The organism is Ruania alkalisoli, assembly GCF_014960965.1.
Taxonomy (GTDB): Bacteria; Actinomycetota; Actinomycetes; order Actinomycetales; family Beutenbergiaceae; genus Ruania; species Ruania alkalisoli.
In genome coordinates this window covers 893,936-906,960 of record NZ_CP063169.1, presented here as the reverse complement: position 1 = coordinate 906,960, position 13,025 = coordinate 893,936, and the positions used below count along the sequence as shown (strand labels likewise).

Annotated in this window: 12 protein-coding genes; 6 read left to right on the top strand and 6 right to left on the bottom strand. The window is 68.0% G+C overall.

Going from position 1 to position 13,025, the window contains the following annotated elements:
- Positions 1-134 precede the first annotated feature (134 nt).
- Entirely contained in the window at positions 135-1,520 is a 1,386-nt protein-coding gene (locus IM660_RS03790; RefSeq protein ID WP_193498092.1) for a sulfatase, read from the top strand.
- A 22-nt stretch (positions 1,521-1,542) separates the two neighbouring features.
- Positions 1,543-3,306 carry a sulfatase-like hydrolase/transferase gene (locus IM660_RS03785; protein WP_193498091.1) on the top strand — a complete coding sequence of 588 codons (1,764 nt, stop codon included), beginning with the start codon at positions 1,543-1,545 and terminating at the stop codon, positions 3,304-3,306.
- A 9-nt stretch (positions 3,307-3,315) separates the two neighbouring features.
- Here IM660_RS03785 and IM660_RS03780 read toward each other — a convergent pair whose 3' ends face one another.
- Positions 3,316-4,518 (bottom strand): ROK family transcriptional regulator, encoded by a 1,203-nt coding sequence (locus tag IM660_RS03780; protein ID WP_193498090.1) that lies wholly within the window; start codon positions 4,516-4,518, stop codon positions 3,316-3,318.
- Positions 4,519-4,579: 61 nt separating this feature from the next.
- On the opposite strand from IM660_RS03780, the gene IM660_RS03775 reads away from it, so the two are divergent.
- Positions 4,580-5,467 (top strand): DNA-3-methyladenine glycosylase family protein, encoded by an 888-nt coding sequence (locus IM660_RS03775; protein WP_193498089.1) that lies wholly within the window; start codon positions 4,580-4,582, stop codon positions 5,465-5,467.
- Entirely contained in the window at positions 5,464-5,946 is a 483-nt protein-coding gene (locus IM660_RS03770) for a methylated-DNA--[protein]-cysteine S-methyltransferase (RefSeq protein ID WP_193498088.1), read from the top strand. Before IM660_RS03775 ends, IM660_RS03770 begins: the two co-directional genes overlap by 4 nt.
- A gap of 18 nt (positions 5,947-5,964) precedes the next feature.
- Here IM660_RS03770 and IM660_RS03765 read toward each other — a convergent pair whose 3' ends face one another.
- Positions 5,965-8,220: a glycosyl hydrolase family 28-related protein gene (locus IM660_RS03765; protein ID WP_193498087.1), complete on the bottom strand. Its 2,256-nt coding sequence runs from the start codon at positions 8,218-8,220 to the stop codon at positions 5,965-5,967.
- Positions 8,221-8,295: 75 nt separating this feature from the next.
- Entirely contained in the window at positions 8,296-10,134 is a 1,839-nt protein-coding gene (locus tag IM660_RS03760) for an ABC transporter ATP-binding protein (protein ID WP_193498086.1), read from the bottom strand.
- A gap of 79 nt (positions 10,135-10,213) precedes the next feature.
- Here IM660_RS03760 and IM660_RS03755 point away from each other — a divergent pair, with 79 nt between their 5' ends.
- Positions 10,214-10,666 carry a MarR family winged helix-turn-helix transcriptional regulator gene (locus IM660_RS03755; protein ID WP_210769071.1) on the top strand — a complete coding sequence of 151 codons (453 nt, stop codon included), beginning with the start codon at positions 10,214-10,216 and terminating at the stop codon, positions 10,664-10,666.
- Here the strand turns inward: IM660_RS03755 and ispF are convergent.
- The 3 genes from ispF to IM660_RS03740 are packed head-to-tail and all read right to left on the bottom strand — an operon-like array spanning position 10,663 to position 12,340.
- Positions 10,663-11,136 (bottom strand): 2-C-methyl-D-erythritol 2,4-cyclodiphosphate synthase, encoded by a 474-nt coding sequence (ispF, locus tag IM660_RS03750; RefSeq protein ID WP_193498085.1) that lies wholly within the window; start codon positions 11,134-11,136, stop codon positions 10,663-10,665. The two genes, IM660_RS03755 and ispF, sit on opposite strands and share 4 nt — an antisense overlap.
- Entirely contained in the window at positions 11,133-11,831 is a 699-nt protein-coding gene (gene ispD, locus IM660_RS03745; RefSeq protein ID WP_246465118.1) for a 2-C-methyl-D-erythritol 4-phosphate cytidylyltransferase, read from the bottom strand. Before ispD ends, ispF begins: the two co-directional genes overlap by 4 nt.
- Before the next feature lie 26 nt (positions 11,832-11,857).
- Positions 11,858-12,340, bottom strand: a complete 483-nt coding sequence (locus tag IM660_RS03740) for a CarD family transcriptional regulator (RefSeq protein ID WP_159621188.1) — start codon at positions 12,338-12,340, stop codon at positions 11,858-11,860.
- A gap of 195 nt (positions 12,341-12,535) precedes the next feature.
- On the opposite strand from IM660_RS03740, the gene IM660_RS03735 reads away from it, so the two are divergent.
- Positions 12,536-13,018: a hypothetical protein gene (locus IM660_RS03735; protein WP_193498083.1), complete on the top strand. Its 483-nt coding sequence runs from the start codon at positions 12,536-12,538 to the stop codon at positions 13,016-13,018.
- Positions 13,019-13,025: the final 7 nt, after the last annotated feature.

Here is a 13,025-nt window from a genome sequence, read left to right as displayed (position 1 = left end):
TCCTGTACCTGCTTGTCGTGCTGCACGGGACACACCTCTCTGTGTTTTTCCAGCGGGTTGCGAGGACGCTAGCACCGGAACCCGTATAGATCAAGGTGGTTTGATTAAATAGCGAAGGTCGCTACGGTGGACGGGTGGTTCACCGACCGGACATCGTGCTCATCGTCATTGACGACCTGGGCTGGCGTGACCTGGCCTGCATGGGCAGCACGTTCTACGAGACACCCCACATCGACCGGCTGGCGTCCTCCGGCGCCCGGTTCACGCAGGCCTACGCCCCTTCTCCGGTCTGCTCCCCCAGCCGTGCGGCCATCCTCACCGGGCGCGATCCGGCCAGGATCGGGCTGACGCAGTTCATCGGTGGCCACGGCGTCGGCCGGCTGGGTGAGGTGCCCACGCTGCCGGCGCTCCCGGCGAACGAGGTGACGTTAGCGCGAACGCTGCGCGAGGCAGGTTACGCCACCTGGCACGTCGGCAAGTGGCACCTCGGCCCACGACATAGCTGGCCGGACCAGCACGGCTTCGACGTCAACGTCGGAGGGTGCGAACGCGGCCGGCCGGGCAGCTACCACAGCCCCTACGGCATCGACACCCTGCCGGATGGGCGCGAGGGTGAGTACCTGACCGACCGGCTCACCGACGAGGCGATCGACCTGATCCGCACCGCAGGCGATCGGCCCTACTTCCTGAACCTGTGGCACTACGCGGTCCACACACCCATCCAGGGTCCGGCGGAGCTGGTGGAGAAGTACGAACGCAAGCGCTCTCTGCTCGACGATCAGCCCGAATTCGAGACCGGTGAGCCCTACCCGGTCTGGCACCGGCGCCACCACCTGGTGCGCCGGCGCGTCACGCAGAGCGATCCCGGCTACGCCGCCATGATCGAGAACCTCGACGCGAATGTCGGCCGGCTGCTCGATGCGATCTCCGAGTCCGGGCGAGCCGATCGGACCCTGATCGTGCTCACCTCCGACAACGGCGGCCTGTCCTCCACCGATGTGGCACCCACGTGCAACCTTCCCCTACGCGAGGGCAAGGGTTGGACCTACGACGGCGGAGTGCGGGTCCCCTTGCTCGTCCGGTGGCCTGGGGTCACCAGAGCGGGAGCGGTGATCGACGCCCCCGTCAGTCTGGTGGACCTTTTCCCCACGCTGAACAGCGCGACGGACGCGACACTCCCTCCGGTCGGCATCGACGGTGTCGATGTCGCGCCGATGCTGCGCGGCGAGGAGCAGGACCGCGGTCCGATCTACTGGCACTACCCGCACTACAGCCACAGCGGCGCTACCCCGGCGACCGCCGTCAGGGCGGGGCGCTGGAAGCTGGTCCGCCACTACGAGACCGACCGCGACGAGCTGTACCGGATGGCCGACGACGAGTCCGAGTCGTCGGACGTCGCCGCTGAGCATCCCCGCCGGGCCGCCGAACTCGGCCGGCTGCTGGACGACTACCTGAGCGAGATCGGTGCCGGCGTTCCGGCGCCGAACCCGATCCCACCGTTCGCCGACCTACCCGGCTGAACGGACGACTTGAAGGAGAGCAATGCCGCCGTCAACAGCACAGCCCAACATCCTGTGGCTGGTCAGTGAGGACAACTCACGCTACCTGGGCTGCTACGGCGACCCGGTGGCGCACACCCCCCGGCTCGACGCCCTGGCCGCCGAGGGGATCCGCTACGACCAGGCGTACGCCGTCGCCCCCGTCTGTGCACCATCCCGGTTCAGCATCATCACCGGGATGTACCCCTGGTCGGTCCCCGGCGCCGAGCACATGCGGGCCAACGTGGACCTTCCGCCCCATGTGCACCCGTTCACCGCGTACCTGCGCCAGGTCGGCTACTACTGCACGAACGCCAGCAAGACCGACTACAACGCGAAGGTCTCGATCGAGGCGGCGTGGGACCAGTGCAGCGAGGACGCGCACTGGCGTGACCGCGCACCCGGCCAGCCGTTCTTCAGCGTGGTCAACTTCATGGAGACCCACGAGAGCTGCCTGTTCGACGGTCACGATCAGACCGACACGGACCCGGGCAGCGTGCGCGTGCCCGCCTACCTGCCGGACACGGCGACGGTCCGCGCGGATCTGGCCCACTACTACGACCACATGAGCCGGCTGGACGACCAGATCGGTACCGTCCTGGACGAGATCGAGCGCGACGGCCTGAGCGAGGACACGATCGTCGTCTACTACGCCGACCACGGTGGGGTGCAGCCACGCAGCAAACGCTTCTGCTACGACTCGGGCCTCGCTGTGCCCCTGCTCGTACACGTCCCGGAACGTTGGCGCGCACATGCAGCCGCAGATCCTGGCCCGTCCGCCGAGGCGATCACGCTGATGGACCTGCCAGCCACCGTGCTCAGCCTGGCCGGGATCCGCCCACCGGACCACCTGCACGGCCGGGCCGCGTTGGGCCCGCACCGCCGCCCCGCGCCCACCTTGGTGTTCGGCGGCCGGTCCCGGATGGACGAACGCTACGACCTGCAGCGCACCGTCCGAGACCACCGCTTCCGCTACCTGCGCAACTACCAGCCGTGCCTGCCTGCAGGCCAGCACCTGGGGTACATGTGGCAGCAGCAGTCGGTCCAGGAGTGGGAGGAGCTCGCGCGCACGGGTGACCTGCCCGCCGTCCAGCGGACCTTCTGGGAGCACAAGCACGCGGAGGCGCTCTACGACCTGCAGGCCGATCCGGACGAGGTGCACAACCTCGCCGGCGACCCTCGCCATGCGGACATCCGCGACCGTCTCAGCGCCAGTCTCGACGACCACATGCGGGAGGTGGGCGACACCGGGTTCCTCCTCGAGGGCTCCTTCGAGCCACTCGGCGACGGCGACCTCGGCACCCTCATGACGCTGGCAGCCACCGTCGCCCGCCACGAGCCGGTCCCTAGCGGCGAGCACGCGACGCATCCACACTCGGCCATCCGCGCCTGGGCCGCGCGGGCTGCCCAGGCGGCGCTGACCTGCCCCGAGCACCCGGGCATCGATGCGGCACTGCGCGAGGAGCACCAACGCACGCTCGAGCTGCTGGTGCACGACCCGGTGCCGGGCATCCGGATCATCGCCCTCGAGGCCGTGGCCGACGAGGCCGCCATCGGGCACCTCATCGCCCTGCTCGGCCACGACGACGAACCTGTGCGCCTGCAGTCCGCCAACGCGCTCGACCGGCTGGCCGAGCGAGGACGTATCCCCACGTCGCTGACCGATCGACTGACGGCGGCACTCACCGCCCCGACGGCCACCCAGGACCGCTATCTACCGCGGATCGCCGAGCACATGAGCCGTCATCTGGGGGCCGCCGGGGCGTGAGGCCTAGGCTCACCCTGACACTGCGTCGAGCGAACGGGTCGGGTGACGCATCACCTCATCCAGGGCCAAGGCAGCAGAGGCCCGGGCCCAGATCGAGTGGTCGTAGGACCAGTGCTCGATCTGATGGCCTGATCGGCCGGTGGTCGTGCGCCCACGCCGCCGCGCCGTGTCCAGGCAGAGCTCGACCTCATCGGCGGTGCCGATACCGCCGACGAGGATCAGCTTCTCCGGGTCGATGATCTCCAGCAGATGACCGATCGTCTCGCCCAGCCGCACCGCACGCTCCCGCCGGAGTTCGCCGAGCTGCTCGGCGTTAGCGCCGGCGGTCGCGTTGATGGCACTGGGCGGGGCGGCCGGAGGCAGCAGTCCCAGCTCGATCGCACGCTCGAGCACTGCCGTGTTCGTCAGAAGCATCCCCGCGCAGTCGACCGCGCCGCACGGGCACTGGATGCCGGGGCCACCAGCCACCGGCATGTGACTGATGTCGCCGGCCGTGGCACCTGGCCCCCGGTAGAGCTCGCCATGGATCACCAGCGCCGATCCGACAACCCGCTGGGCGAACACGACCATCATCGAGTCGGCCTGCTCGCGCTCCCACCACAAGCGCAGCAACGCCAAGGTTCGCACCGACTCATCCACCACGACCGGCACCCCCAGGGTCTCGGTCAGGTACGCACGAACCTCGACATCCTTCCACCCACGCAACGGGCCGTAGACAACTCGCCCTCCTTCGAAGTCGATGACACCCCCAGTGCTGACCCCCACCCCGAGCACCCGCGAGCGGCCGATCCGCTCCACCACACCCCGCGCGAGGCTCGCGACGCCCTCAAGCACCTGACCCGGCTCTCGCCCGGGCACGGCCTCCTCCGCAGCCTCGATCCGTTCTCCGGTCAGTGAGTAGGCAGCGCACGCCACGTCGGAGTCGCCGATGTTGATCCCGAGGACCACCTTGCCTCGCCGCCCCTCGACCAGACGCAGCGGCGTCCGCGGCCGCCCGCGGGAGCGCGCGGGAGCAGAGCTGGCGACCTCCTCGACCAGCCCGGAGGCAATCAGGAATTGGGCGAGCACGGTGATGGTGGTGAAACTGATGCCGGTGCGTTCGGCGATCTCCTTACGCGCGAGCGGCTTGTCCATCAGCGCTGCGAGCACCGCGGAGAGGTGACGGTCCCGTACCGCGGTGGCCAGCGGCGCGCCAGTCTCCGTCAGTCGCATGCTTTGATGCTAGCCGCAGCGCCGGACGCTCGATGTCAGACCCGGATGACACGATGCCGGCATGCATCTGGTCGAGGTCGCGCTACCGTTCACCCCTCCCCTGGACGGGGAGGCGCTGTGGGCCTATCTTGCGGCCCGCACGATCGCCGGGGTGGAGGGCCTCGACGGCGTCCGCTACCGTCGCGCGGTGCACCTCACCTCCGGTCCGGGGGTGCTCGAGCTCCACCGCCCCGACGGCGAAGCTCGCCTCCGTGGGCGGGTGCACCTGAGCGAGCCGGTCGACAGGGGTGAGGCCGAAGTGCTGCTGCGCCGGACCGCGGATCTGGACCGGGACCCGGCCGATGTGGTCGCTGGGCTCGGCGAGCACCCCTGGCTGGGGCCGCTCGTGCGCGCACGGCCGGGTTTGCGAGCACCCCAGCATCCCGGCGGCTTCGAGACCGCGCTCCGGGCGGTGCTCGCCCAGCAGGTCTCGCTCTCGGCGGCGCGCACCCACACCGCTCGCCTGGTGAGTGCGGCGGGCACGCGACTACCGGTGCCGGTGGGCGAAGTGACGCACCTGTTCCCGACGCCCGCCCAGGTGGCAGCCGTCGGCACGGACGCCGGACCGGAGGAGAGCATTCTCGCCATGCCGGCCGGACGCCGTCGGGCGGTGCTCGCTCTGGCCCGGGCAGTGGTGGACGGGCTGGACCTGGACGGTGGGGGCAGCGCCGACGAGGCCGAGGCGGGCCTGCTCGCCGTGCCAGGAATCGGTCCGTGGACGGCACAGTACGTGCGCATGCGGGCACTCGGGGACCCAGACGCCTACTGTGGGACGGATCTGGTGCTACGCCGTGCGGCCGAGGCACTCGGGGGCGGACCCGCAGATCCCCGCGGCACCGAGTTCGCGCCGTGGCGCACCTATGCCGCTCACCATCTGTGGCGGCACGCACAGTTGGAGGGAACACGATGACATACCGGCACGATCTCCCCTCCCCCATCGGGCAGATGGTGCTGCTCAGCGACGGCGAAGCGCTCACTGGATTGCTCTACCCCGGGCACACCACCGTCACCCTTGCTGAGGGCGCGACGATCGATCCTGGACCGTTCCGTGACGTGGTTAGCCAGCTCGAGGAGTATTTCGCGGGTGAGCGCACAACCTTCGATGTGCCGATCCGTCTGCACGGGACCGAGTTCCAGCACCAGTGCTGGGAGGCACTGTTGACCATCGGCTACGGGCAAACACGGTCCTACGGAGAGATCGCAGCCGCCGTCGGGGAACCAGGTGCCGCCCGCGCTGTCGGCCTGGCGAACAACCGGAACCCGATCTCCATCATCGTGCCGTGCCACCGGGTGATCGGCGCGGACGGGTCACTCACCGGGTACGGCGGCGGGATGGCCGCCAAGCGCTACCTGCTCGACCTGGAGTCGCGGGGCACCACGCTGTTCTGAGCAGAAACCGCCGCTACCTCACGATCGTGCGACGTACATCGGCAGGAAGCGCTGATAGTCGGCCAGCGATGCTGTCCCGCGCGGCGGGAGGTCGTCGTGGAACACATAGCCATCGACCCCGCCGCGCGTCTCGTGGATGACCCTGTTCCAGTAGTCGAGGTCTACCGGTGACGTGCGGGTGGCCAAGGAAGCGCCGATGGAGGAGTCGACACAGCGCAGCAACGGCCGCCCAACTGGAATCTCTGGGATCGACACTACGATGGCACTGAGCAACTCCGCTTGAGCCCCATCCGTTACCTCGAGCAACGTCCCGTCAGCCTGCTTTTTCAGGCTCAGGATCCACATGCTGGAGTGATCGCGCAGCAGAATTTCAGGATGGCCGTTCTCTGGATTGATGTGACGTGCCCACGCCTGCTTGCCGCCGTTGAGGACGAATGCCGGATTGCCAAGACCTGAAGCAGTCCTGCTCGCGACATTCTCGAAGTAGACCTCGCCCCCGGGAACGAGCCCGTTCTTGTAGACAGGCCCTTGCTGCAAGTGAATGTCGCTGAGAACGACTGTGCGATCCGACATGTGCTTGAACACCCGGTAGGCGCCATCCGCGCTTGGGAGCGGACGGGTGTACAGGTCTTCGATCAGGAGCGGCTCGTCCGTGCCGTTCCCCCGAATGTCGAAGACCGGGAGCTCATCGGCCACCGGTGTACCGAGCGGCTGGATCAGCGCCGGGTCCACCACGATGCGGCAGTACATGAAATTGATCCGCTTGACCGTTCCGGGGATGGTCACACGCCCGCTGATTCGGTACTGACCTGGCGGAAACCACAGCGTCTCGGCTCCGGACGCGAACGCGTCGTTGAGAGCCTGGGTGTTGTCTGTGCCATCCTCGCCACCGCCCGCCTCGGTGGCGTCACCCACGGCACCGAAGTCCGCGACGCTCGTCCATGTGGCCGGGTCAGGCCACACGAAGGTCGGCGACGGCATGATCGGCAGTGTCAACGGAGCTCTGGCCTCGGGGAACGCAGCCGTCACTTCGGTCGACACAAATCTCTCCACGTCCCCGTGAGCGACCGCCGTACCCTCTCTCGAGATTCCCGTCGCAAATCCTTCGACCTGCACATTCCTCGCGTAAAGCACGCCCTCCTGCAGCTCGATCGCCGACAGACCGGGCGTCTGAGTGATCATGGCGCAGTCGAGAACCGTAGCCATCGCCGAGTCACCGTCGACGAGAAGTCCCGGCACCGCACCTTCAGTGCGGAGGTGGTACAGAGCGATCGACCCATCCGCCACCTCCGCCGCTCGCACGTTCTGGTCATACAGGCTCAGCCGCTCAAAGGAGGAGCACGACGCATAAGTTGCTGCGAACCGCAGACCCACATCGAATCCGTGAATATCGATGTTGTACCCGTACCACTGCGTTCCCCCGACGTAGAGATCGAGACCCGCAGCTCCCGCCCCATCACCGCTGCGAATCGTCACATGGCGCACCGCGTTGCAGTTCGATCCGGTGAGGATCGCCCCGATGGCACCAGGGTTGCCTGACCCGGTGTCGATGGTCAGGTTCTCGAGGAAGTTCGAACCAACCGTGTTGTTGTGAGGGTTGGCTCGTTCCAACGGCGCCTTGCCCCAGCACAGGACCGGCTTGCGCTCCCCGGTCCCGAAACCGGGCGCACCGTCGGCAAGCTTGATCGTCGTCTCGGTCTGACTCTCACCGCGCAAGCGCAACGACGTATGGCCCTCGAGACTGGTGTTCGGACTACGCTCGAAGAAGGTGAAGGAGTAGACCAGCGTGTCGGAGACCAGGTACGTCCCCTTGGGGAAGTAGATGATCTTCTGCGTGGAGTTCGCACCAGGGTGGTAGGTGCCCTCGTTGGGCACGGAATCGCGAACCTCCTTCTCGACGGCATCGATCGCTGCGATGATCGCTGCAGTGTCGTCGGTGACGCCGTCCCCGGCGGCACCGAACAGGGTCTTGACATTGAGTACCCCTGGGTCGGTGGGAGCCGACGCGTAGGCCGCTGGCGGGTATGCGATGACTTCGGGCGAAGGCACAGCCGCTGGCACTGGGCTGGTCGCCAGGTCCGGCGCGCGCGGCGGCACGGCCACAGGTTCCCGACCCGCCGGTGCGGCGCTAGCACGTGGTGCAGCGAGCGCACCTGCCACCAGCGATGTTGTCGCCGCCGCCGTCGCGGCCCCGAAGAATTGCCGACGCCGCAGCCTCGGCAGCCTGCTGAGATCGGCCGATTCGCTGTCCGCTACCGACATCCTGTCGTCCACTCTCCACACCTCTCTGTGCTGGATCGTCCCGAGTGACGCTGACAGTAGCCGTACTGAAGGATAAATTCAAGGAGGTTATAGTAAACCTGCTGCTGCACTACCGTGCTGCAGCCGTGCACTAGCCCCCATCGGCTCCCGCGCCGCGAGCGCCGCGTACCTTCCGCCCCGTGCCACCAGGTCCTCGTGCGAGCCCTGCTCGATGACCTGGCCGTGGTCGAGAACGACGATCCGGTCGGCATCGCGGACTGTGGAGAGCCGGTGCGCGATCGTCACGGTCGTGCGCCCGCGGCTGACGACCTCCAGCGCCGCCTGCACGGCGCGCTCGGTCTCGTTGTCCAGGGCGCTGGTCGCCTCATCGAGTACGAGGATCCGAGGGTCCCGCAGCAAGGTCCGGGCGAGGGCGATGCGCTGCTTCTCCCCACCCGAGAAGCGGTATCCGCGAGCGCCGACGACCGTGTCGTAGCCGTCCGGGAGGCCGGTGATGAGCCCATGGATCTGGGCATCTGTGGCGGCCGCTTCGATCTGCGCATCGGTGGCCTCCGGGCGGGCGTAGCGCAGGTTCTCCCGGATGGTGTCGTGCAGCAGGTAGGTCTCCTGGGAGACCACGCCGACGAGTCCGGCCACATCGGTCAGCCGCATGTCGCGCAGGTCCACACCGTCGATGGTGATCCCGCCCTCGTCTGGGTCGTGCAGGCGGGCCAGCAACGACGCGACCGTGCTCTTCCCGGCGCCGGACTCACCTACCAGTGCCACGCTGCTCCCGGCGGGAACGTCGAGCGAGAGGTGATGGACGGCGTCAGAATCCGCCCCGGGGTAGCGGAAGGTGACGCCATCCAGGCGGAGGTGCCCGCGCACCTGGCTGCGATCCACGGCAGCCGGCGCGGCCGGGTCGTCAATCGGCACGGGCAGGTCGAGGAACTCGAAGATCCGGGAGAACAGGGCCATCGAGCTGTAGACCTGCACGCCAACGTTCAGCACTCCCATCAGCGGGCGGAACAAGCCGGACTGCAACGCCACGAACGCCACCAGGGTGCCGATCGTGATGTCCTGACCGAACGGGAGACCCGCCATCAGGTAGAGCAGTGCCGGGATCACACCCATCACGATCGTCATCGCCGCCATCAGCCAGCGGCCGGCCAGCTGGGAGCGCACCTCGAGCCCGAGCAGTTCGCGAGAGGTGCTGGTGAAGCGGTCCGTGAGGTAGCCGGTCGCGCCAAGAGTCTTGCCCAGCACCGCTCCACTGACTGAGAGGGACTCCTCGATCTGGGAATGCAGCCCCGCCATGGTGCGCTGGCGTTCGCCGGTGATCTCCCGCCGCATCCGGGCAACCCTGCGCGTCAGCCAGATCGCGGGCGGCAGCACCAGCAGCGAGAACAGGCTCAGCTGCCAGCTCAGGGCGACCATCGCGATGATCGTCCCGACGGCGGTGGTCACGTTTGAGGCAACGGAGGTCGCCGCGTTGGTCACGACGTTCTGCATGGAGGAGATGTCGTTCGTCAGCCGTGACTGCACTTCGCCGCCTCGCGTGCGGGTGAAGAAGGCCAGCGGCTGGCGCTGCAGGTGAGCGAAGACGTTCGTGCGCAGGCCGTGCATGACGCGCTGCCCGATCGTGGTGGACAACCACGTCTGGATGACGCCGAAGACATTCATGATCACCGTGACCGCCACCATCAGGGCGACGAGGATCACGAGCAGACGCAGGTCAGAGTTCGCGAGGGCATCGTCGATGGCACGCTGGGTCAGGAACGGGGTCGCCAGACCGACTGCAGACGTGGCCACGATGAGCGCGAGCACGATGGCGAGGCCGCGACTGTGGGGCCGGAAGAGTGCGAGCACGCGCCGTCCGGACACAGGGTGCGCGGCCAGTTGCGCCTTGTCGCGAGGGTCGATGCGGGTCGGGGTTTCCGGTCGCACGGGTACCCTCCTTTCGCTTGCTGAGGTTTCCAGTTAGTGAGGTTACCTCATCATGTGGGTAGCAGGATAGGCTGCACTGGTGAAAGGTCGCTCACACCGCCACCGCGAGCCCCCGGGCCCCGACGCCGATCTCAGCGAGCTGCTGTTGTACGCAGCCCACGGGATGCGCCGCGCCTGGGCGCATTCGCTCGAGGAGTGGGGCCTGTCGCCACACCATGCGATGGCGCTACGGCAAGCGATGGCTGACGACGGTGGTCGCGTCTCCGATCTCGCCGGCAGGTTGCGTATCGCCCCCCGATCCGCCACGGAGGTCGTGGACAGCCTGGAGGAGCGCGGGTTGGTCGAACGGGTCCGCTCCGCCGAAGACAGGCGCGCGGTGCACGTCCAGGTGACCGCCGCCGGACGCGACCTGGTCGCGCACATCGAACGCAGCCGCGACGAGGCTCAGCGGGCCATGTTCGAACGCCTCAGCACCAGCGAGCAGGAGGAGCTCCGGCGCATGCTGCGCGCACTCATCGAGCCTGAGATCTAGACGACAAGCGCCGTCGCGATGGCCGCCAGGCCCTCATCGCGTCCGGCGAAGCCCAGCCCGTCGGTGGTCGTGGCCGAGAGCGTCACCGATGCCCCGGCTGCGTCGGACAGCACGCGTTCCGCCTCGCCGCGGACAGGACCGAGCCTGGGCCGGTTCCCGATCACCTGCACCGCGATGTTGCCGATCTCGAAGCCGGCCGCCCGGACCCGTGCGGCCGCCTCGGCCAGCAGTCTCACCCCCGCGGCTCCCGCCCAACGGGGATCGCTGGTGCCGAACTGCTGCCCCAGATCTCCCAGGCCGGCAGCACTGAAGAGCGCGTCTGCTGCGGCGTGGGCTGCGACGTCACCGTCGGAGTGCCCCTCGAGTGCCGGTTCGTCCGGGAACGACAGCCCTGCCACGAACAGGCCCGTGCGCCCGTCGGTCGCGAAGGCATGGATGTCCACGCCGATTCCGGTTCGTGGCAGCTTCACAACGCACCATCGCTCTCGGAGAGAAGGATATCGGCGATCGCAAGATCATGCGGTGTCGTGATCTTCAACGCGGCCGCCTCCCCGTCCACGAGATGCACAGGCAAGCCAAGGGCCTCCACCAGTCCGGCATCGTCACTGACTGCGGTCACTTCATCCCTAGCGCGCGCGGCCCCAGCCTCGTGCGCACGACGAAGGACGGCGGCGCGAAAGGCCTGCGGGGTCTGCACGGCTCGCAACTGCGATCGCTCCAGGGTGCGCGCCGCCACGGGCGGGTCGCCCGGACCGATCTCCTTGACCGTATCCACGACGGGAACCGACGGAATCGCGGCATCGATCCCCGACTGCACGGCGGCGACCAGCCGTCGCACCAGTGCCGCAGACGCCAGCGGGCGGGCCGCGTCGTGGACGAGGATGACCTCCACGGCCGAGGTCAGTGTCGCGATGCCCGCAGCCACCGATGCCTGACGCGAGACCCCGCCGGCGACGATACGTACCGGAAGGTCGCACGCGCTCGTCACGGCAGCATGGACATGCTCGAGGAAGCCCGCTGGCGCCGTCACAACGATCTCGTCGACGACACCGGACGCGGCCAGCCGGCTGGCCGCGTGCGCCACCAGCGGCCGGCCTCGCAACAGGACCAGTGCCTTCGGGAGATCGGCTCCGAAACGTTGACCGGAACCGGCTGCCGTCAGCACGACCCCGACGCGAGGCACGGTGACGCTCAGGAGGCGAGAACCTCGTCCAGCAGTGCCTCGGCCTTCTCCTCTTCCGTGTGCTCGGCGAGTGCGAGCTCGGAGACGAGGATCTGCCGGGCACGGGCCAGCATCCGCTTCTCACCAGCAGAGAGGCCGCGATCGGCATCGCGCCGGGACAGGTCACGGACGACCTCCGCCACCTTGATCACGTCACCGGAGGCGATCTTCTCCACGTTCGCCTTATAGCGACGGGACCAGTTCGTGGGTTCTTCGGTATAGGGCGCGCGCAGCACCTCGAAGACCTTCTCCAGGCCCTCCTTGCCGACAACATCACGAACACCGACCAGATCGACGTTCTCTGCCGGGACTTCGATGGTGAGGTCTCCCTGGGCCACTTTCAGGCGCAGGTAGAGCTTCTCCTCCCCCCGGATGATGCGCTTGGAGATCTCCTCGATGAGGGCCGCTCCATGGTGCGGGTAGACGACGGTCTCGCCGACTGTGAAGGTCATGTGCTCGCACTCCCCTTTCGCAGATACCGAGTTTAGCATGGGAAAGGTCTGCCTCACCTACGTCCTGATGATGTTTGCGCAGGTCAGTGGCGTCGGACACATCGAACGAGATGTGCAGGAGCGGTGAAGACGCTCCTGCGGTGGCGCAGGCATTAAGGTTGGGGCGTACGCCCGCACCGTGGAGAGGAGAGCCCTGTGGCTCGCAGCACCCGTCGTCTCGTGGCCGCCCTGACGCTGGCCGCAGCCACAGCCGTCGGAGTCGGCGCGTGCAGCCCGATCACCACCATGCAGTCCTACGCGCCCAGCGACGGCGTCCAGGGAGAACTCGAGGGCGGCGACGTCCGGGTCCTCGTGGAGAACCTCATGGTGCTCAGCGCTGAGGAGGGCGCCCCGGGCACCGTGCTCGGAGCCTTGGTCAACCGAGGTGCGGAGGCGGTCGAGGTGACACTCAGCAACGCCGAGGTCACCGGAGGGATCCAGCTCACGGTCGAGGCCGATTCCACGCTGCTCCTCAGCCCCGACCATGAAGACGTGGTCTTCCCGGCCGTTCCGGTACCCCCGGGGGCGGTGCTGGAGCTTCAGGTCTCCACCGAGCAGACCGGCTCGATCACGCTTCCGGTCCCAGTGCTCAACGGAGACATCCCCCCGTACGGGGAGTACCTGCCCAGCAGCGAGTGACGCCAGA